19 protein-coding genes are annotated in these 20,344 nt (G+C 73.8%); 10 read left to right on the top strand and 9 right to left on the bottom strand.

Translation table 11 applies throughout. The features are described from left to right. Positions 1-57: 57 nt before the first annotated feature. Entirely contained in the window at positions 58-1,104 is a 1,047-nt protein-coding gene (locus Q5530_RS08380) for a Gfo/Idh/MocA family protein (protein ID WP_415361662.1), read from the bottom strand. 799 nt (positions 1,105-1,903) lie between these two features. On the opposite strand from Q5530_RS08380, the gene Q5530_RS08385 reads away from it, so the two are divergent. Then, positions 1,904-2,131, top strand: a complete 228-nt coding sequence (locus Q5530_RS08385) for a hypothetical protein (protein ID WP_415361663.1) — start codon at positions 1,904-1,906, stop codon at positions 2,129-2,131. A 90-nt stretch (positions 2,132-2,221) separates the two neighbouring features. Continuing rightward, entirely contained in the window at positions 2,222-2,764 is a 543-nt protein-coding gene (locus tag Q5530_RS08390) for a hypothetical protein (protein WP_415361664.1), read from the top strand. A 442-nt stretch (positions 2,765-3,206) separates the two neighbouring features. On the opposite strand, the gene Q5530_RS08395 is transcribed toward Q5530_RS08390, so the two are convergent. The 3 genes from Q5530_RS08395 to Q5530_RS08405 form a co-directional block, all read right to left on the bottom strand. Then, positions 3,207-3,938, bottom strand: a complete 732-nt coding sequence (locus Q5530_RS08395) for a class I SAM-dependent methyltransferase (RefSeq protein WP_415361665.1) — start codon at positions 3,936-3,938, stop codon at positions 3,207-3,209. A 108-nt stretch (positions 3,939-4,046) separates the two neighbouring features. Beyond that, positions 4,047-4,244, bottom strand: a complete 198-nt coding sequence (locus Q5530_RS08400) for an MbtH family protein (protein WP_415361666.1) — start codon at positions 4,242-4,244, stop codon at positions 4,047-4,049. A gap of 47 nt (positions 4,245-4,291) precedes the next feature. Beyond that, complete coding sequence (locus tag Q5530_RS08405) at positions 4,292-5,620, bottom strand: lysine N(6)-hydroxylase/L-ornithine N(5)-oxygenase family protein (RefSeq protein WP_415361667.1); 1,329 nt, start codon at positions 5,618-5,620, stop codon at positions 4,292-4,294. A 140-nt stretch (positions 5,621-5,760) separates the two neighbouring features. Here Q5530_RS08405 and Q5530_RS08410 point away from each other — a divergent pair, with 140 nt between their 5' ends. Together Q5530_RS08410 and Q5530_RS08415 are read left to right on the top strand one after the other, a co-directional pair. Then, positions 5,761-7,428 (top strand): ABC transporter ATP-binding protein, encoded by a 1,668-nt coding sequence (locus Q5530_RS08410; protein ID WP_415361668.1) that lies wholly within the window; start codon positions 5,761-5,763, stop codon positions 7,426-7,428. Then, positions 7,425-9,281 (top strand): ABC transporter ATP-binding protein, encoded by a 1,857-nt coding sequence (locus Q5530_RS08415; protein WP_415361688.1) that lies wholly within the window; start codon positions 7,425-7,427, stop codon positions 9,279-9,281. Before Q5530_RS08410 ends, Q5530_RS08415 begins: the two co-directional genes overlap by 4 nt. On the opposite strand, the gene Q5530_RS08420 is transcribed toward Q5530_RS08415, so the two are convergent. Together Q5530_RS08420 and Q5530_RS08425 are read right to left on the bottom strand one after the other, a co-directional pair. Beyond that, entirely contained in the window at positions 9,248-10,294 is a 1,047-nt protein-coding gene (locus Q5530_RS08420; protein ID WP_415361669.1) for a pectate lyase family protein, read from the bottom strand. The two genes, Q5530_RS08415 and Q5530_RS08420, sit on opposite strands and share 34 nt — an antisense overlap. Before the next feature lie 361 nt (positions 10,295-10,655). Next, positions 10,656-11,642, bottom strand: a complete 987-nt coding sequence (locus Q5530_RS08425) for a LacI family DNA-binding transcriptional regulator (protein ID WP_380640160.1) — start codon at positions 11,640-11,642, stop codon at positions 10,656-10,658. 264 nt (positions 11,643-11,906) lie between these two features. Here Q5530_RS08425 and Q5530_RS08430 point away from each other — a divergent pair, with 264 nt between their 5' ends. From Q5530_RS08430 to Q5530_RS08450, 5 genes are all read left to right on the top strand, one after another. Next, complete coding sequence (locus tag Q5530_RS08430; protein ID WP_415361670.1) at positions 11,907-12,446, top strand: MOSC domain-containing protein; 540 nt, start codon at positions 11,907-11,909, stop codon at positions 12,444-12,446. A gap of 305 nt (positions 12,447-12,751) precedes the next feature. Beyond that, entirely contained in the window at positions 12,752-13,147 is a 396-nt protein-coding gene (locus Q5530_RS08435) for an SSI family serine proteinase inhibitor (RefSeq protein WP_415361671.1), read from the top strand. Positions 13,148-13,324: 177 nt separating this feature from the next. Then, the gene (locus Q5530_RS08440) at positions 13,325-14,089 is read left to right on the top strand and encodes a hypothetical protein (RefSeq protein WP_415361672.1); all 765 of its coding nucleotides are present in this window, start codon (positions 13,325-13,327) and stop codon (positions 14,087-14,089) included. Next, a complete protein-coding gene (locus tag Q5530_RS08445) occupies positions 14,076-14,576 on the top strand; it encodes a phage holin family protein (RefSeq protein ID WP_415361673.1) in 501 nt (166 codons plus the stop codon). Before Q5530_RS08440 ends, Q5530_RS08445 begins: the two co-directional genes overlap by 14 nt. After that, complete coding sequence (locus Q5530_RS08450; protein WP_415361674.1) at positions 14,552-15,247, top strand: DUF3618 domain-containing protein; 696 nt, start codon at positions 14,552-14,554, stop codon at positions 15,245-15,247. Before Q5530_RS08445 ends, Q5530_RS08450 begins: the two co-directional genes overlap by 25 nt. A gap of 161 nt (positions 15,248-15,408) precedes the next feature. Here the strand turns inward: Q5530_RS08450 and pcaD are convergent, their stop codons facing one another. The 3 genes from pcaD to Q5530_RS08465 form a co-directional block, all read right to left on the bottom strand. Further along, the gene (gene pcaD / locus Q5530_RS08455) at positions 15,409-16,164 is read right to left on the bottom strand and encodes a 3-oxoadipate enol-lactonase (protein WP_415361675.1); all 756 of its coding nucleotides are present in this window, start codon (positions 16,162-16,164) and stop codon (positions 15,409-15,411) included. Beyond that, the gene (gene pcaB, locus Q5530_RS08460; RefSeq protein WP_415361676.1) at positions 16,161-17,522 is read right to left on the bottom strand and encodes a 3-carboxy-cis,cis-muconate cycloisomerase; all 1,362 of its coding nucleotides are present in this window, start codon (positions 17,520-17,522) and stop codon (positions 16,161-16,163) included. The genes pcaD and pcaB overlap by 4 nt, the downstream gene beginning before the upstream one ends. A gap of 269 nt (positions 17,523-17,791) precedes the next feature. Further along, the gene (locus Q5530_RS08465) at positions 17,792-19,183 is read right to left on the bottom strand and encodes a PP2C family protein-serine/threonine phosphatase (RefSeq protein ID WP_415361677.1); all 1,392 of its coding nucleotides are present in this window, start codon (positions 19,181-19,183) and stop codon (positions 17,792-17,794) included. A gap of 151 nt (positions 19,184-19,334) precedes the next feature. Here Q5530_RS08465 and Q5530_RS08470 point away from each other — a divergent pair. Beyond that, positions 19,335-20,344: HAMP domain-containing protein (locus Q5530_RS08470; RefSeq protein ID WP_415361689.1), on the top strand; the 1,010-nt coding region annotated here is incomplete at its 3' end.

A 20,344-nucleotide genomic window follows, 5' to 3' on the forward strand; every position in this document is an offset into this window, starting at 1 on the left:
GCCCGGGAGCACCGCGGCCGGCGCCGCGTCAGCGGCCGACCGCGGCCCCGCCGGTGTTCACGACCACGGCTCGGCGGTCGTGGTGACCGTCGTGTCCCGGTCCGCCGCCTCCTCGATCGCCAGCGCGACGCGGTGGTCGTGCACGCCGTCCGCCAGCGGGTACGGCTCGGGGCCCGTGCCGGCCACCCAGGCGGCCGTGTCCTGGAGCAGGGTCGCGATGGCGATCTCCTCGTCGTTCCACCTGCGCCCCTGGTGCGGGTTGCGGTAGAGGACCTCCGAGTTGAACGTGATGTGGTCGGTGTCGAAGCCGTCCAGGTCGAGGTCGTAGCCGGTCTGCCGGCGCACGACCGGGTTGCGCGTGATGGTGCGGTCGGCGGCCAGGTGGACGACCTCCTGGTCCCGCAGCTCCCCCCTCGTGCCGCGGACCAGCAGGCGGCGCAGGAGCAGCTGGTTGTGCCACTGGTTGTCGGTGAAGTCGTAGACGCCCAGCGTGCCGTGCTCCTCGAAGGAGATCGTGGCGATCGTCGTGGTGGCCGGCTTCACCTCGACGGGGTCGGCCCAGCCCGCGCGGGTGATCGGGTCGGCCAGCGGCGCGGTGTGGCGGGTCGCGCGGACCCGCACCGGACCGCGCCCGGCGCCCAGCAGGGTCCGGATGAGCGACACGGCGTGGTACTGGTGGGTCGAGGAGACGTCGACGCGGGTCGGGTCGCCGAGCACGCCGCTCCGGACGAGGGCGATGCGCGCGGCGTGGGCGGGCATCCGGGTGTACTGCTCCGCGACCTGCACCAGACCGCTGCCGCCGACCCTGGCCCACAGGGCGCGCAGGCCGTCGAGGTCGGGGGCGGGCGGGGTCTCGGCCAGCACCGGGACGCCCCGGTCGACGAGTTCGACGACCAGGCCCGGGGTGACCGACCAGGGAACGGCGGTGACCACGAAGTCCGGTCCGGCCCGCAGGCAGTCGTCCAGGGACAGGTGGACGGGCACCGGCAGGTCCTTGGGCGCCCGCGACACCACGCCGACGCAGGTCAGGTCGTCCAGGGCGGCGGCGAGGCGCCAGAAGTACTCGGCCCGCCAGCCGGAGCCGACGATCGCGAAGGTGGTCACCCCCCGATCCAACCCGATCCGCTCCGCCGGCGGCGGGTGCGCCGCTCCCCGTTCGGGGTTCGCCAGCCCTCCGGGGGTCCCCCCGAGGCGTGACGGGGCCCGGCGTTGCGTTCCGGGTTCCGTCACCGCGCCCCGACGGCAGGTCGTCCAGGTGCCCGCCCAGCTCCCGCAGCCGCTCCGCCACCTCGGCCGTGACCTCGATCAGCTCGGCCAGGGACGGGCCGGGCTCCAGCGGGCTCCACCCGCGGGCGAGGAACCGGATGACCTCGGCGTTGTCCCGCAGCTCGACGGCGAGCGCCTCCAGCTGACCCGGCAGCGCCGTGGCCGACCGCTCGGTGAGCCGCCGGGGCCCGGAACGCGCGCTGCCGGCACGCGGCCGAGCAGTAGAGGCGGGGCCGGCCGGTGGCCCGCGCCTCGAACTCCCCCCGGCACTGCCGGCAGTTCAACTCGCACGACTCCCGCTACGTGCCACCTCTCGTTCCGCGTTGCGAAAACACGCGCGCCCGCCGACAAGAACAAATGCGGGTGAATGAAGAGCAGACACATCGGGGGGTGCCGAACTTCTTGACACCGCATCCCCGCCGGCGCGTACCGATTTCGGCGGGAAAACCGATCGACAAAGCCGGAGAAGAACCAAGGACTCCGGTCCCCGCCGATCGGCAGAACGCGACGCAAAAGGAATGTTGGACGCCGTCGAAGGCATGCCCACCAAGTACTCCCCAACGGTCCGCAACGAATCTACCCAGTACCAGAACCCGTGCGTCTACCAGCAGGCCGTGGACCTCGGCGTGCGGACGTCATGTCGCCGGCCTGGCTCACCGCGCCGGGCTACCAGGTCCTGTTCGACTACGCCGACGGCGTCCACCGGTTCAAGGGCGGCCGGGCGAACGGCAACCCGCAGCTCGGCAGCCTCTACATCCGCGAGCTGCCGTCGGTGCCCGGCGCCGGATCCCCGGCCGGCGCACCGCGGAGGACGGCGAGGTCGAGGACCGGCAGCGGCCCGAGCCGCCCGCTCGACCGCGGGTGACACCCCACACCCGTCCGCCGTCCCGGGGCGCGGGGCGCGACTCCTCCGCGCCCCGCGCCCCCTCCCCCTCAATCCCCAAGGAGTTCGACCATGCCCTACAACACCATCAACCCCGTGGTCTTCATCGACGCGCTCGCGGAATGGATCGAAGCGGAGCGGGACGCGATCAGGGACGTGTCGCTGTTCAGCGGCGGCTGGGAGGTGTGGGCCACCACGCAGTTCCCGCTGTGGCTGAAGAGCCAGTTCCAGAATCAGGAGGAACTCGACGCCTCGACCCACGTCGACATCGTCCCCGGCGCCAACGTCCCGATCTACGAGAACCCCGCCAAGAATGCGGACCTGGTGTTCAACGCGCTCAGCCCGATCGGGGCGGCGGTACCGCCCGTCATGGTCGTGGAGTTGAAGTGCCAGACACCCCGGCAGCGGTGGGCCGATTTCCGCTGCCGGTTGACCGAAAACCTCTCCAAGTTGCACAGCACCAATCCCGACCTCCGGGAGCGCTTCGCGGACCGGGGCGCGATCGGCCTGTCGGTGGGCATCTCCTCCAACGACCCCGATCTCACCCCGGCCCTCGGTCACCGGGTCAGGAGGGTGGACCTGGCCATCCACTGGTGGGCCGACACGGAGATGTGAGCTGATCGCGGGCGCCGGCGGCCCGGTGGACCCGGCCGCCGGCGCCCGCGCCACAACAGTCCACAATGGACCACAGAGGACCGGGTCCTCGACCGTTGTGCACCACCCCCCGCGAATCCGGATACTGGAGCTGTCATGGACGTGCGGTGGTGGGAGGCGGTTGCCGTGGACGTGGACGACCTGCGGCAGCTGCTGGACCCCGCGGAGGTGCGGCGCAGGCTGGGCGCCGCGGTCTTCGACCGGGTGGCCGGTCCCGGGGGCCCCGCGACGCGGGACCGCAGCCGGCGGCGCGGTGGGTCGAGCAGGTCCGGCGCGCCGGCTTCACCGACGCGGTGGTCGAGCCGCTGCACGACTACTGGTCCTCGCCCGCCTTCCTGCTCACCGCGCGCGGGTCCGCCCCGGGGCGGGTTCAGGGCCGGCGCGGGTCCACCCGGGGGTGAGTTCAGGCCCGGCGCGCGATCACCAGGAGCTCGCCGTCGGGCGCGCCGACGGGTTCGCGGTGCCAGCCGCCGTAGACCCGCTCGACGGAAAAACCGGCCGCGCGCAGCGATTCCCGCAACTCCTCCTCGCCGCGGAAGCGCATGGTGCCGGTGCCGGTCCGCTTCCCGTCCGGGAACCCGTAGTGGTGGGTGAACGACACCAGGCCGTCCGCCGCGGAGGTGACCTCGGTCCACTGGGGGACCTCCACGCCGTCCAGCACGACCACCCGGCGGCTGTCGACCGGGTTCCACGTTTCCCAGCGGCGGGCGCGCGGGTCGAAGGAGTCGAACGCCAGCCGCCCGCCCGGCACGAGCGCCCGGTGCAGGTCGGTCAGCACAGCCGCCCACTCCGCGTCGGTGACCAGGAACTGGGCGACGTGGGAGGTCATCACGGCCACGTCGAACGCCGCGGCGGGCAGGTCGGCGGAGGTGCCCTCGACCCACGTCACCCGCTCGGCGCCCGGCTTGGCGCGGGCCAGATCCAGCGAGGCCCGCGCCGGGTCCACCCCGGTGACGGCGTGCCCGGCGGCGGCCAGCCCGAGGGTGAGCCGGCCCGTGCCGCACCCGAGGTCGAGCACGCGGGCGTTCGGGGTTTCCCCGACCACGGAGCGGAAGAAGTCGTCGGGGGCGCTCCAGCCGTACTGGGCGTCGTAGAGCGGGATGATCCTGGGGTCGCGGAACTCGCCGTGGTGCACGGGCGAACCGTAGGGGGCCGCGTGGAACGGGGCCACCCGATTTGCCGGCGGCCCCGAACCCCGCGGCTCCGCACCCGGCAGCCCCAGACCCGACCGCCCCGAACCCGGTCAGCCGCGCAGGCTCAGCGGCCGCAGGTCGGTCCAGTGCTCCTCCACGTAGGCCAGGCACTCCTCCCGGGTGCCGGGGCCGAAGCGGGACGTCCAGCCGGTCGGGACCTCGGCGAACGCGGGCCACAGCGAGTGCTGCTCCTCGCCGTTGACCAGGACGTGGAAGCTGCCCTCGGCGTCGTCGAAGGGGTTGGTCACGGTTCTCTCCTCCGGTTGAGGTCGGTTGTCCGCCGCGGAGCCGGTGCTCAGCTCGCGGGGGAGGCGCTGATCGCGAACTCCGGTGGCGCGGGAACGGCCGCGGCGCGGTGGTCGAGCACCGACCGGAGCACCTCCCCCACCCGCACCGAGGTGTTGGACAGCAGGGACGACGAGATGCCGTGCGTGTGCTCGGTGCCGCCCTGGAGGTAGAGGCCGGCGGCCAGGCCGTCGCCGGCGTGCAGGCGGTAGTCGCGGCCCACGCGCAGCCGGCCCAGCTCGTCGCGGGCGCAGCGGCCGGCCAGCTCGCCGAGCAGGTCGGTCGGGTCGGCCTCGCGGTACCCGGTGGCGTAGACGACCGCGTCGGCGTCGAGCACCTCGCGCCGCCCGGTGGCCAACGACTCCACCACGACCCGCAGGACCGGCCCGTCGTCGCGCAGCTCGGCCACGCGGGACAGGTTGAGCAGCCGCAGGCGCTGCGCGCCGAGCACCTTCTCGCGGTAGGCGCGCCGGTACAGCTCCTCGATCAGGTCGTGGTCGACCACCGCGTAGTTGGTGTTGGCGTGGTAGTCCATGAGCATCCGCTTGACGTGGTCGGGCGCGGCGAAGTAGTCGTCCACCGCGGCCGGGTCGAAGATCCGGTTGGCGAACGGGCTGTCGTCGGCCGGGCTGTAGCCGTAGCGGGCGAACACCGCGCACACCTCGGCGCGGGGGAACCGCTCGTGCAGGTGCGCGGTGACCTCCGCGCCGCTCTGCCCGGCGCCCACGACCACCAGGCGCCGCGGGTCGGTCAGCGATTCGACGCGGTGCAGGAAGTCCCGGTTGTGCCACACCCGCGCCGAGGGGCGCACGCCCTCGGGCAGCGCGGGCCGCAGGCCGGTGGCCAGCACCACGTTCCGGGCCCGGCGCACCTCGACCCCTCCCCCGGCGGTGCGGGAGGTGACGTCGAGGTGCGTCACCACGCCGCCCTCGGTCACCGGCTCGACCGCGACCGCCTCGGTGCCGTAGGAGACCAGGTCGTCCACCCGGTCGGCGGCCCACTCGAAGTAGTCGTGGAACTCCACGCGCAGCGGGAAGAGGTTCTTGTGGTTGATGAAGTCGACCAGCCTGCCCTTGCCGTGCAGGTAGCTCAGGAACGAGAAGGTGCTGTTGGGGTTGCGCAACGTGACCAGGTCCTTGAGGAAGGACACCTGCATGGTCGCGTCGCCCAGCAGCATCCCCCGGTGCCAGCCGAACCCGGGCTGCCGCTCCAGGAAGTGCGCGGCCACCACGTCTTCGGCGGCCGCGGCCGCGTTGTGCTCGGTGACGGCGATCGCCAGGGCCAGGTTGGAGGGCCCGAAGCCGACGCCGAGGACGTCGAAGACCGGTGGTCGTGGCATGGCTGTCCCATCGGTACGACAACAGGGATGATCGAACTTTGGTTACCCTAACCTAAGTCCCCGTGCCGCGGGAGTGATCCAGCCCTCTTCGGCCCTTAGGGTAGCCTCACCTGATCATCCAGCGGAAGGCAGTTCTCCGGGTGAAAACCATCCTCAGGGACACCGTGGCCGGGCAGTGGAGGACGGTGGTCTCCGCGTCGCTGCTGGGCGCCGCCCACCAGGCGGGCGAGGCCGCCGTGCCGCTGGTGATCGGCGCGGTCGTCGACGAGGCGGTGCGCACCGGCTCCGGCCGTCGGCTGGCCCTCTGGATCGGCGTGCTGGCGGTCGTGTTCCTCGTGCTGTCGCTCAGCGGGCGCCTCTCGATCCGGCTCAGCGAGCAGGGGTCGCACCGGGCCGCGCACGAGCTGCGCACCCGGCTGGCCGGGCGCGTGCTGGCCGCGGACGGCGGCGTCGGCGGCAGGCTGTCCGGCGAGCTGGCGAGCATCGCCACCGGCGACGCCCAGCGGGTCGGCCAGGTCAGCCTCGCCCTGCCGACCGCCTTCGCCGCCCTGGCGGGCCTGCTGGTGGGCGCGGTGGCGCTGCTGCGCGTCTCGCTCGTGCTGGGCCTGCTGGTGCTCGTCGCCACGCCGCTGCTGCTGGTGCTGGCCCACTTCCTGGGCAAACCGCTCGAACGGCGCAGCGACGCCGAGCAGGACCGGGCCGCGCTCGCCTCCGGGGTCGCGGCCGACCTGGTCGCGGGGTTGCGGGCGCTCAAGGGCATCGGCGCGGAGGCCACCGCCGCCCGGCGGTACCGGGAGACCAGCCGCTCGTCGATGGGCGCCGCGATCCGCGCCGCCCGGTCGCGGGCCTGGCTGGACGGCTCGATGCTGGCCATGACCGGCGTCTTCCTCGCGGTCGTGGCGCTGGTCGGCGGCCACCTGGCGGCGTCCGGCGCCATCACCGTGGGCGAGCTGGTGGCGGCGGTCGGGCTGGCGCAGTTCCTGCTGTGGCCGCTGTCGGTCTTCTCCTGGGTCACCGGTCTGCTCGCGCAGGGCCGCGCCTCGGCCGCGCGGATCGCGGAGGTGCTCGCCGCGCCACCGGCAGTGCCGCCCGGCTCCGCGCCGCTGCCCGTCCCGGTGCGCGGCCGGGTGGAGCTGTCGGGCGTGACCTCCGGGACGCTGCGCGGGGTGTCGCTGACCGCCGAGCCCGGTGAACTGCTGGGCGTGGCGGCCCACGACCCGGCCGACGCGGTGTCGCTGCTGGCCGTGCTGGCGCGGGAGGTGGATCCCGAGGCGGGGTCTGTGGCGCTGGACGGCGTGCCGCTGGCGGACCTGGAGAACGCGGCGCTGCGGTCGGCCGTGCTGGTGGCCGCGCACGACGCGGACCTGTTCGAGGGGACGGTGCGGGAGAACGTGGCGGCGGGCGGCGGCGATCGGGCCGGGGTGGAGGGGGCGATGGCCGCGGCGCGGGTCGACGACGTGGCGCGGGCCCTTCCCGACGGCCTGGACACCCCGGTCTCCGCGCGCGGCCGGTCGCTGTCCGGTGGCCAGCGGCAGCGGGTGGCGCTGGCCCGCGCGCTCGCCGCCGCGCCCCCGGTGCTGGTCGTGCACGACCCCACGACCGCGGTGGACGCGGTGACCGAGGTGTCGCTGGCCGCCGGGATCAAGCGGGTGCGGGCCGGGCTGACCACGATCGCGGTGGCCACCAGCCCCGCCCTGCTCACCGCGGCCGACCGGGTGGTGTTCCTGGCGGCCGGCGCCGTGGTCGCCTCGGGCGCGCACGCGGACCTGGTCGCCGACGAGGACTACCGACTGGCGGTGTTGAGCTGATGCGCGAACTGCTGGCGGTCGCGTCGGGCGCGCGGACCCGGGCCGCGGTCGGCGAGCTGCTGCGCCCGCGCCGCGGCCCGGCCTGGACGGCGTTCCTGGTGCTGTTCGCGGGCACCGCGGCGGGCCTGCTCACCGCGCCCCTGCTGGGGCGGGTGGTGGACGTGGTCACCGGCGGGTCGGCCGACATCACCCGGCTGGTGGTGGCGCTGGCGCTGGTGGCCGTCGCGCAGGGCGTGGCCACGGCGTTCGGCACGTCCCTGGTGGCGCGGCTGGGCGAGGGCGTGCTCGCGGACCTGCGGGAGAGGTTCGTGGTGCACGCGCTGCACCTGCCGCTGGAGCGGGTGGAGGGGGCCGGCGCGGGCGACCTCACCTCGCGGGTGACGCGGGACGTGCAGGTGATCGCGGACGCGGTGCGCACCGCGCTGCCGGTGATGGCCCGGTCGGCGCTGACCATCGGGCTGACCGTGGTCGGCATCGCGGTGCTGGACTGGCGGTTCCTCCTGCCGGTGCTGCTGGCGCTGCCGATCCACGTGCACACGGTGCGCTGGTACGGCGGGCGGGCGGTGCGGCTGTACGCGGCGCAGCGCGTCGCGGTCGGGGCGCAGCAACAGCAGCTGCTGGACTCCATCGGCGGCGCGGCGACCGTGCGCGCGTTCGGGCTCGCCGACGAGCACGTGGCGCGGGTGCGGTCGCGGTCGGGCGAGGCGGTCGACCTGGCGCTGCGCGGGATCCGGCTGCTGACCTCGTTCTTCGGCCGGCTCAACCTGGCCGAGTTCATCGGCCTGGCGGGCGTGCTGGCGACCGGGTTCCTGCTGGTGGGCGGGGGTTCGGTGTCCGTGGGCACGGCGGCGGCCGCCGCGCTGTACTTCCACAACCTGTTCAACCCGGTGAACGCGGCGCTCGCGCTGGCGGACGACGTGCAGGCCGCCGGCGCGTCCCTGGCGCGGCTGGTGGGGGTGACCGACGAGCCCGTGCCGACGGCGGAGGGTCGGGTGCGGCCGGCGGACGCGTCGGTCCGGCTGACCGGGGTCGGGCACTCCTACGTGGACGGTCACCCGGCGCTCGCGGACGTGGACCTGGAGCTGGGCGCCGGTGAGCGGGTCGCGCTGGTCGGCGCGTCCGGCGCGGGCAAGACGACGCTGGCGAAGCTGATCGCGGGCGTGCACCGGCCCACCACCGGGGACATCGCCCTCGGCGGGGTGGAGCTGGCCTCGGCGGTGCGGTCGGTCGCGCTGATCACGCAGGAGGTGCACGTCTTCGCCGGGCCGCTGGCCGACGACCTGCGCCTGGCCCGGCCCGACGCCTCCGACGAGGACCTGCTGGCCGCGCTCGACCGCGTGGGCGCGCTGGGCTGGGTGCGCGCGCTGCCCTCGGGGACGGCGACCGTCGTCGGGGAGGGCGGGCACCGGCTGACCGTGGCGCAGGCGCAGCAGCTGGCCCTCGCGCGGCTCGTGCTGGCCGACCCGCCGGTGGCGATCCTGGACGAGGCGACCGCGGACGCGGGCAGCGCGGGCGCGCGGGAGCTGGAGGAGGCGGCGGCGCGGGCCCTGGACGGGCGGACCGGCCTGCTGGTCGCGCACCGCCTGACCCAGGCGGCCACGGCCGACCGCGTCGTGGTGGTGGAGGCGGGTCGGGTGGTGGAGAGCGGGACGCACGAACGGCTGCTGGCCGCGGGTGGGCGGTACGCGGCGCTGTGGGCGGCCTGGTCGGGCACGCGTGACGGGCGGGGGCTCGGGGAGGGTGAGGCGCGGGGGCTCCGGGAAGGCGAGGCGCGGCGGCCCGGAGGGGGCGAAGCGGCGCCCCTCCGGGACGACCGGTCTCAGACCCCGATGTCGGGTCGAGGTCCCGCGTAGGCGCGCAGCAGCGCCGGGACGTCCGCGGCGGCGTCGAGGGTGTAGGCGTAGAAGGAGCGCGGGTCGAACGCGGAGCCACCCGTCTCCCGCCGGCCCGGCGAGTTGACCACGACGCTGCCGGACTGGCGCAGCTGCGCGGCGGCGTCCCGGTAGTACGGGTCCTCGACGTTGTCGAAGTAGCTGTTCTCCAGGACCATCCTGGTCGCGCCCCGGGCGTAGTTGCCGTAGGAGCGGACGTTCTGGAGGTGGTTGTTGTAGAGGTGGGCGTAGGCCACGTTGTCGGTGCTGGGGTTGCGCTGGTTGGTGTCGCGGATCCAGTTGTGGTGGATGGTCATGCGCGCGGTCACGTTCTCGGTCCACCCGATGCCGAACGACTTGTTGTTCTGCGCCAGCACGTTCCACGACATGGTCAGGTAGGACGTGTCCTTGCGGCTGTCGATCAGGCCGTCGTTCATCCGGGTGATGGTGTTGTGGTCGATCCACACGTGGTGCGCGCCGTCCAGCTGGATGCCGTCGTAGTCGAAGTCCTTGTCGTCCGGGTCGTCGGAGGCCATCAGGGTGTCGCGGATGGTGAGGTTGCGGATGATCACGTTGTTGACGCCGGGGCCGAGGAAGAAGCCGCCGTTGACGAGGTGGCCGCGGGTGCCGACGCCGACGATGGTCTTGTTCGAGGCGACCTTCACCTCGGTGCCGTAGGGGGTGGCGCCGACCGCGCCGTCGACCCTGATGACGTAGGGGGCGGCGGCCGTGGCGTAGCGGACGAGGTCGGCGAAGGTCGTGACGGTGACCGTGGCCCCGCCCGCGCCGCCGGTGGTGCCGCCGCCGGTGCCGGCGAACCCGTCCGCGGTGGCCGGCCAGGCGAGGGTGCGGGGCGGGCGGTCGTCTCCCCCGGTCGTGGGAACGGTCGCCTGGGCGGACGAGGCCACCACCGCCGAGGCCGCCACCGCCGAGGCCGCGGCCAGGGCCAGCAGTGCCTCTGCCGAACGCCGGAACACCCTTGATCGTGAGGCCACGCCGAACTCCTCTTCGTTGAGGTCAGTCGGATGTGAGCGCTAACACCTGGATCCGGCAGTAGTTTCGTCAGGATTTTGTCGAACTGTCAACCGAGGGCGCTGGTCGAATTCGTTCGACGGTCCCGCGGTGGCGAAATGGGCTGTTACCGCAGAGCGGCGCCGTCCTCCCCCGCTGCCGCTGCCGCCGAGCAGGCCCCCGTTCAGCAGACCCCCTCCGAGCAGCCTCCCACCCCCGCCCCTCTGCCCTACGCTTCCGCCCGGCAGAACCCCGCCGTCTCCCGCCACCCGGCACAGCCGGCGACGAAGTCGTAAAGCCCGTGGTTCGCGCCCCTGCTGCTCTTCCTGTGCGTCCGGCTGGTGGTCAACCGGAACGGCGCACGACGAACTCCGTAGGCAGGACCACGGGCTCGGCGGGCGGGGTGGCGCCCTCCAGCCGCGACAGCAGCAGCCGCGCCGCGGCCTCGCCCATCCGCCGCATCGGCTGGCGCACCGTGGTCAGCTCCGCGTGCCCCGCGATGGGTATGTCGTCGAAGCCGACCACGGCCACGTCGTCCGGCACGCGGCGGCCCGCGGCGCTCAGCGCCTTCACCACGCCCAGGGCCGACAGGTCGTTGTGCGCGAACACCGCGTCGAACGGCAGCCCGGTGGCCATCAGCTTCTCCGTCGCCACGGCGCCGCGCTCGGTGGTGAAGTCGCCCTCCACCACCAGCCTCGGGTCGACGTGCACGCCCTGCCCGCCCAGGGCGTCGAGGAAACCGTCCAGCCGCTCCCGCACGCACCCGAAGTCGGCGGGCCCGGTCACCACGGCGAAGTGCCGGCGACCGGCGGAGACGAGGTGCCTGGCCGCCGCCCACGCGCCCTCCCGGTTGGTGGTGCCCACCGACGGGAACCCGGGCCTGCTCCCCCGGTCGTCGATCATCACCACCGGCAGGCCCTGGTCGTGCAGCGTCTCGATGTAGCTCAGGGTGTCCGGCGGCTCGATCACCAGCAGCCCGTCGAACGCCTTGGCCGACACGTGGCTGGCGAACTGCGCCAGCGACTCGGAGCCCCGGTTGACCGTGTAGAGCAGCAGCCCGTAGCCGTCGGACTCCAGCTCGTCCACCGCGCCCTGCACGACCTCGCCGGTCCACGGCCAGGTCAGCGACGGCACGAGCATCCCGACGGTGCGGGCGCGGCCGCGCGCGAGGCCGACGGCCCTGGCGCTGGGCACGTAGCCGACGTCCGCGATGACCTGCCGGACCCGCGCCGCGGTGGCCGCGTCCACGTCGGGTTTGCCGTTGAGCACGCGGGACACGGTCGCCTTGCTCACCTGGGCCCGTTGGGCGACTTCGGCGATCGTGACTCGCACGGTGCACTCCTCGACAGCGGCCTTGCGGAACCGGTACCGGAACCGGTTACAGGCACGCAGTCAACCGCCGGGGACACGCAGCGTCAAGAGCCTGTCACGCCAGTGTCGCGCAACCGGCGGGTGCCGGTAAGCCCGGAACACGATTCGAGCACAGACGGTTACCCCATTCGCACCTTTAGCGTGTAGACCGATCAGCCCCACCACCGCTCCGGCCACGGCTTATCCCCGCGACCGCCGGGAGCCGTTCCCGTTAAGGTCGGCCGCATGGGGACCGTCGCGGCCGTGAGCCGGAGTGGGGAGTACACCTTCACCAAGCCCAACCAGGACGCCATCACGCTCGTCGCCGGCCTCGGCGTGGCGGGTGACGTGCACCAGGGGGTCACCGTCAAGCACCGGTCGCGGGTCGCGCGCGACCCGTCCCAGCCCAACCTGCGCCAGGTGCACCTGATGCACGCCGAGCTGCACGACGAGCTGGGCGCCAAGGGCTTCCCGGTGGACGCGGGGCAGCTCGGGGAGAACGTCACCACGCGCGGCGTCGACCTGCTGGGCCTGCCGACCGGGACCAGGCTGCGCCTGGGCGAGCACGCGGTGGTCGAGGTGACCGGCCTGCGCAACCCGTGCCCGCAGATCGAGGCGTTCCGCGCCGGCCTGCTCAAGGAGGTCGTGGGCCGCGACGAGGACGGGAACGTGGTGCGCCGCGCGGGCATCATGTCCGTCGTGCTGGTCGGCGGTGAGGTTCGTCCGGGCGACGGCATCCACGTCGAGCTGCCGGACGGCCCGCACACCCCGCTTCGACCGGTCTGACCCCCGCTCGACCGGATAAACCGAGGACATCGGTGCGCGTGCGTGTTCCTCGCCTCATGCCCGGCCCGGCGGATCTACGGTCACGACCTCGTGCCGGACGACCGGATCTCCGCCCTCCCCGCCCGGTGATCGGGGCGTCGAACGGTCCCTGCCGAGCACTATTCGGAGCGACCGGGAATTTCACGCCAAAAGTCCAGGAAAAGCCCTGTCCAGAACTCCGACGAAGAGACCGGGACCGCTACTGCATTGCGGTGACGTGGCAATTCGACCGAATACCTACCGCCCGATCGGGTCACCCACGGACCATGCGACGAACTCGAACCCTCATGGCGTCCTTGTTCGCCTCGGGCCTGCTGGCCGCTCCGCTGGTCGGCGCGGGCACCGCGTCCGCCGCTCCGCCGGAGACCGACCTGCTGCTGGCCGTCTACCAGCAGGGAAGTGGTATCGACAGCACCCGGTTCAGCTGCGACCCGGCCACCGGCGAGCACGCCGGGGCGCAGACCGCCTGCGGTGAGATCGAGGCTGCGGGCGGGGATTTCGAACAGCTCGGCACGGGTGAGCCGGGTATTTGCACCTACGAGTACGACCCGGTGACCGTGGCCGCTTTCGGCGTCTACCGCGGTGAACCGGTGGAGTACGTCGAGGAGTTCCCGAACCGCTGCGTGATGGAGAACGAGACCGGAACCGTTTTCTCGTTCTGACCCCCGCGTTGCCGCCCGCCCCGGAATAACCCGCAGCCCCGCGCCCGTACCCCAGGCGCGGGGCTCTCTCACTTTCCGCCGGAAAGATCTTTGCCATGGCGAAGTTGATTAGGCCGGCGCGACCTGGGTAGGTCATGGGGCGAGAACGAGCAACACGCCGACCGTGAGGAGTCAGTCGTGGCCGAGAACCAGGTGGGCGCGGTCCGCGAGACCGCCGAACAGGAAGGCACCGCCGTGGCGCGGCACGCCAGGCAGGCCGCCGGAGAGGTGGGTGCCACCGCACGCGAGCAGGTCGGCCAGGTGGCCCAGGAGGCCAAGGGCCAGGCCAAGCACGTCGTGCACAACGTGCGCGAACGCGTCGCCGGCGAGGCGGAGCAGCAGGCGCAGCGCGTGTCGAAGCAGATCAACCGCATCGCCGACGAGCTCCACTCGATGGCCGAGAACTCGGGTTCCGACTCGATGACCGCGCCGGCCCTGCGCCAGGTCGCGGAGAGCGGCAGGCAGGCGGCCCGGTTCCTCGACGAGCGGGGCGCGCAGGGGCTGCTGACCTCGGCCCAGGACTACGCGCGGCGCAAGCCGGGCACCTTCCTGATCGGCGCGGCCGTGGCCGGTTTCCTGGTCGCCCGCGTCGCCAAGAGCGTGAGCGGCTCGAACGGCCAGCCGCAGGACCACCGCCCGCAGCAGGGCTACCTGGCGAGCGACCACACCACGCCGCTGCCCACCACCTCGCAGCTGCCGCAGGAGCCCGACTTCAGCACCCCGGCCCCGCGCACCGGCGTGGACGTGCCGGGCACCGGCTACCCCTCGGACACCGGCTACCCCGCCGGCACCCAGTACCCGAGCGGTGGCACCTACCAGGCGGGCGCCGGCGGCCGGCAGGGTTCGCCGAGCCAGGCGGGTGGCGCCTACGACCCGGAGGGCAGCACGTATGTCCAGCGCTGAGACCGCCGGTAGCGCCTTCACCACCGGCGTCCCAGGAACCTCGGGGAACACCTATCCCCCCGCCGGCACCGGCGACGTCCCGTACCCGCGCATCGACGCGCCCGAGGACGACCAGTCGTCGCTGGGCGAGCTGATCGGTGAGCTGACCCAGGACCTGTCGAAGCTGATGCGCCAGGAGCTGGAGCTGGCCAAGGCGGAGATCCGGGAGGAGGCGTCGAAGGCGGGCAAGGCCGCCGGGATGCTCAGCGCCGCCGGGTTCGCGGGCTATATGACCGTCGTGCTGCTGAGCCTGGCCCTCGTCTTCGCCCTCGGCGCGATCATGCCGCTGGGCTGGGCGGCCCTCATCGTCGCCGCCCTGTGGGGGATCGCCGGGTTCGCCCTGTTCTCCACCGGTCGCGCGCGCTTGAAGCACGTGTCGCCCAAGCCGGAACGCACCATCGAAACCCTCAAGGAGGACGCGGAATGGGCCCGACACCCGACCAAATAAGGCACGACATCGACCGCACCCGTGCCGAGCTGGTCGCCGACGCCAACCGCATCGTCGACCACACCAGGCCGCGCAACATCGCGCAGCGCCGGGTGAACCGGGTCCGGAACGGCCTGACGACCATGAGGGAGCGAGTGATGGGCACGATGCCCGACACCACGACCGTGCAGAACCGGACGTCCGACATGGCCTCGACGGTCGGCGACCGGACCAAGGACGCCGCGTCCACCGTGGGCGACAAGGCGCAGGAGGCCGCGCACGCCGTGGCGCAGACCGCGCAGCAGGCCGGTCAGGCCGTGCAGCAGGCGCCGCAGGTGGCCCGGCAGCAGGCGCGGGGCAACCCGCTGGCCGCGGGCCTCATCGCGTTCGGCGCCGGCGCGCTCGTCGCCGCGCTCCTGCCCGCGACGCGGGCGGAGGAGGACGCGGTGCGCCAGCTCGGCGAGCGCGCGAGCGACGTGGTGGAGCCGGTGAAGGAAGCGCTCACCGAGTCCGCGCAGAAGATCAAGGAGGACGCCACCTCGGCCGTCACCGATGCGGCGAACGAGGTGAAGCAGACCGCGCAGCAGGCGGCGCAGACCACGGCCGAGCAGGCCAAGGGCTCGGCGCAGGAGGTCGGTGACCACGCCCGCGAGTCCGGTCAGCAGGTCAAGCAGGAGGCCCGCAACCAGTAAGCGGCCCGTGCGGTGCGAGGGGTGGCGCTCCGGCGCCACCCCTCGGGGCTTTTCCGGGGCGACCCCCCGGGGGGCGAACCCCCGGGGGCGAACCGCCCGAGGTGAATCTTCCGGGGGCAGCTCCAGGGGCGAACCTCCCGAAGCACCTCCCGGGCCGACCCTCAACCCCCCAGGTGCGCGTCCATGATCGCCGAGACCTCCTCGGCCGCCTCGACGACCGCCAGGTGCGCCCCCCGCACCAGGTGGAACGACGCGCCGGGGATCGCCTCCGCCACCGCCCACCCGCTGTGCGGCGGCGTGACCTCGTCGTAGACCCCCGCGACCACGGCGGTCGGCGCCTCGATCGCGGGCAGCACCGACCTCAGGTCCAGCGCGGACAACGCGTCGCAGCACCCCGCGAAACCCTCGTCGTCCACTGTGGACACACCAACCGCGAACGCCGACACCACCTCCGGGCACCGCGTCGCGAACTCACCGGTGAACCAGTGCCGCGCCACCGAGGTCGCGACGGCCCCCGTGCCCCACGCCCGCACCTCGGCGGCCCGGTCCAGCCACGGCTGGGCGGTCGGGGACAGCGCCACCGCGCAGCACAGCACCAACCGCTCGATGCGCTCGGGCGCGTGCCCGGCCAACCACATGCCGACCATGCCGCCCAGCGACACCCCGCAGTAGGACACGCGCGGCAGGTCCAGCGCGTCCAGCAGCTCCAGCACGTCGTCGGCCAGGTCGTCGATCCGGTACGGACCCGGCGCGGTCGGGCTGCCGCCGTGGCCGCGGTGGTCGTAGCGCAGCACCCGGAACCGCCGGTGCAGCACCGGCAGGTGCGCCTCCCACAGCGCGGTGGTGGTGCCCAGGGAGTTGCCCAGCACGACCACGGGCGCGTCCGGCGGCCCGCTCAACTCGTGGTGCAGCTTCACGGTCTGCCCCTCCCCCGGTGGGCGGCCAGCGCGCGGTCGACGAACTCCCCCGCGGAACCGACGTAGCCCGCCGGGTCCAGGGCGTCGTCGACCTCCTTCTCCGTCAACCCGATCCGCAGGTCGGCCAGCAGCGCCTCGCGCAGCGTGCGGCCCGAGCCCACCGCGGTCCGGCACACCTCCGCCACCAGGTCCTGCGCCTCGGCGCGGCCGACCGCGGCGGCCAGCCGCACGGCCACGTTCTCGGCCATCAGCAGGCCCCCGGTCAGCTCCAGGTTGCGGCGCATCCGCGCGGTGTCCACCCGCAGCCTCGCCAGCAGCTCGCGCGTGCCCCGCACCGCGCCGCCGACCAGCCTCAGCAGCTCGGTCACCGTCTGCCACTCGCCGTGCCAGGCGCCGGCGGCCCGCTCGTGCTCCTGCGCCATCCCGGACAGCAGCGTGGACACCAGGCCGGGCACGCGCCGCGCGCACGCCGTGACCAGCACCGCGCGCACCGGGTTCTGCTTGTGGGGCATGGCCGACGAGGTGCCGCCGTCGGCCTCGGCCACCTCCGCGACCTCGGTCTGCGCGAGCAGCACCACGTCCTGCGCGATCTTGCCCAGCACGCCCGCCGCCTCGCCCAGCGCGCCCGCCAGCTCCGCCACCCTGGTCCGGTTGGTGTGCCAGGGGACCAGCGGCGCGACCAGGCCCAGCTCCGCGGCCAGCTCGTCGGTCAGCCGGGCGCCCGGGTCCGCCACGGCGGCCAGCGTGCCCGCCGCGCCGCCGAACTGCACGGCCAGCCGGTGGGCGCGCACCCGGACCAGCGCGTGCTCGGCCTCGTCGACCGCGACCAGCCACCCGGCGCACTTGAGCCCGAACGTGGTGGGCAGCGCGTGCTGGGCCAGGGTGCGGCCGGCGATCAGGGTGTCCCGGTGGCGCTCGGCGAGCCGTTCGCACTCGGCGGCCACGCCGCGCAGCCCCGCCAGGAGCGGTCCCAGCGCCCGGTGCGCGACCAGCGACATCGCGGTGTCCAGCACGTCCTGGCTGGTGGCGCCGTTGTGCACGGCGGCGCGGCCCTCGGGGGTGACGTGGGCGGAGATCGCCCGCACCAGCGGCACCACCGGGGTGCCCGAGATCAGGGCGCCCTCGCCGAGTGCCACCGGGTCGTAGTGCCCGACGTCGATGGCGGTGACCACCATCCGGGCCGCTTCCTCGGACACCAGGCCCGCGCGGGCCTGGACGATGGCCAGCGCGCGCTCGAAGTCCAGCATGGCCCGCAGCCATGCCCGGTCGCAGATCTCGGCCTCCACGTCCGGGTCTGTGAACAGCGGGCCCCACAGTGAGCGGGCGCTGTGCTCAGAGGTCGAAGACGACGGTTTCATGCTCCCCTTGCGGTTCGGTGTCGAAGCCGCGGCCCCCTGGTCTGGAGGTGCTCCGGCGGAACCACGGGAAATCCTTCCACCGCAGCGGGCCTTTCGGGTCGTCGGGGTGGGTGAACCCGACGGGGTGGCGGTGCTGCGCCGTTCAGCGGCCGGCACCCGGCGGACGGCGCCGTCCCGGTCCCGACCGCGGGGAACGTTATTGATCACCACGAGCCGGGGGCAACGGGCCTTCCGCTCACCGGAAGCCCGGTTGGCCGGGGGACGCGGCCTCAGACCTCCGCCTGCACCACCATCATGGTCAGGTCGTCGTGCTCGGCCGTGCCCAGCCAGCCGAACACGAGCGCCCGCAGGTGCTCGGCCACCCGGTCGGCGGCCAGGCCCGCGCAGCCGGACAGCGCCGACTTCAGCCGGGTGTCGCCGAACAGCTCCTGCCGGTCGCCGTCCTTGCGCGCCTCGGTCACCCCGTCGCTGTAGAGCAGGAGGGTCTCCCCCGGCGCGAGCACCACCGTGGTCTGGTGGAACCGCACCTCCGGGAGCACGCCCACGATCCCGCCGTGCACCGCGACCTCGTCCACCCGGCCGTCGGCGCGCAGCACGAGCGGCGCGGGGTGGCCGCCCGCGGCGAGGGTCAGCCGCAGGCCGCCCGCCTGCACCGGCATCATCGTGCCGACCACCAGCGTGGTGAACAGCCTGCTGCCCGCCGCCCGCAGCGCGGCGTTGAGCAGGTGCAGCAGCTGCGCGGGCCGCTGCTCGACCAGCAGCAGCGTGTGCAGGCTCTGCCGGACCCGGCCGCTCTGCGCGGCCGCCTCGAGCCCGTTGCCCGCCACGTCGCCCAGCACGAACGCCGCGCTGCCGTCCTCGCGCGGGTGCACGTCGTAGAAGTCGCCGCCCACCAGCGCCTCGGCGTGCGCCGGCTCGTACACGCGCGCCAGCCGCACGCCGGGCACCTCCGGCAGCGGCGACGGCAGCAGGTTGGCCCGCAGCGCCGCCACGGTCCGCTCCTGCTCCGCGAACCGGTTGCCGGCCGCCACCGCCACCGCGGCCCGCTCGGCGTACCGCTTGAGCAGCTCCAGGTCCCGCGGACCCCCGAAGCACACCAGCGCGCCGCCCGCGATCAGCGGCACCGCCAGGCCCAGCCCCGACACGCCCCACGGACCCTCACCCGAAGTGGTGACATCGGCGTGCTCGGCCTCGCCGTTCAGCACCGCGGCGAGACCCGCCGCGCCGGCGGCCGCCTGGCGGGGCGTGCGGGTGGACGCGATGTCGCCGTCGGGCGTGCGCCGCCACCACTCCAGCCGCCCGCGCGGACCGGGCAGCACCGCGACGGCGTGCTCGGCCGGCGCCAGCTCGACCACCGTGCTCAGCGCGGCGGCCCGGTCGGTGAACAGGGTGAACCGCTGCCCGGCCCGGTCCAGGAAGTCGTCCGCGCCCCGGTACCAGGCGGTCCAGCCGCCACCGAGGTCCTGCCGGCGGCCGTGCGGCTGGGGCAGCACCGCCCCCGGCCGCGCGTCGGGGAACAGCACGGCCGCGAGGGGGTTGACCAGGCGCACGACGGCATCCGGGTCGAGCACGACCACGGCCTCGTGGAAGCCGTCGACGAGACGGCGCCACGCGGCGAGGTCGAGGCCCGTATCGGCGCCTTGCCGGTAGCCCTGGGCCATCGCGGCTCCTGTGTGTCGGGTTCGACCCAACCTATCGGACAAGTCGCCCCCAACAGTGGCAGGCTTGGCGCAGTTCCGCTGACACAGGAGGCTCTACGTGACGACCGTTCAGGACGACACGGACGTGACCCTGACCCGCCTGCTCTCGGCCATGAGGGAGATGAGGGACGGCAACTTCCGCCGCCGCCTCGTGGTGCCCAAGGGGGACGCGCAGCGCGGTGGGGTGGGCGCGGAGCTGGCCGAGGTGTTCAACGAGATCGCCGAGCGCAACCAGTGGCTCGTCGGTGAGCTGACGCGGGTTCGGCAGTCCGTCGGCCAGGAGGGCAGGCTCGACGAGCGGCTGGCCCCCAGCACCGGCGACGGCGGCTGGGTGCTGGCCGCCGACGCGGTGAACGACCTGATCGACGACCTGACCCGGCCGACCGCCGAGCTGAGCCGCGTGCTCGCCGCGGTCGCCGAGGGCGACCTGTCGCAGGAGATCGTGGTCGAGGCGCGCGGCGAGGTCGCGGCGCTGGTGGAGAGCTTCAACTCGATGACCGCCACGCTGCGGACCTTCGCGGGCGAGGTCACCCGGGTCGCCCGCGAGGTCGGCACCGAGGGCCGGCTCGGCGGGCAGGCCCAGGTACCCGGCGTCGCCGGCACCTGGCGCGACCTCACCGACTCGGTCAACTTCATGGCCGACAACCTCACCAAGCAGGTGCGCGACATCGCCCAGGTCGCCACCGCCGTCGCCCAGGGCGACCTGACGCAGAAGATCACCGTGACGGTCGCGGGCGAGATGCTGGAGCTGAAGAACACCGTCAACACCATGGTCGACCAGCTGTCCTCGTTCGCCGACGAGGTCACCCGCGTGGCCCGCGAGGTCGGCACCGACGGACGACTGGGCGGCCAGGCCCAGGTCACCGGGGTGGCGGGCACCTGGCGCGACCTCACCGACAACGTGAACTTCATGGCGAACAACCTGACCAGCCAGGTCCGCAACATCGCCCAGGTCGCCACCGCCGTCGCCCAGGGCGACCTGTCCCAGAAGATCACCGTCGACGCGCGGGGCGAGATCCTGGAGCTGAAGACCACCATCAACACGATGGTCGACCAGCTCTCGGCCTTCGCCCAGGAGGTCACCCGCGTCGCCCGAGAGGTCGGCACCGACGGACGACTCGG

This window comes from Saccharothrix sp. BKS2, assembly GCF_047689505.1.
In the GTDB taxonomy this organism is placed as follows: domain Bacteria; phylum Actinomycetota; class Actinomycetes; order Mycobacteriales; family Pseudonocardiaceae; genus Actinosynnema; species Actinosynnema lopnurensis.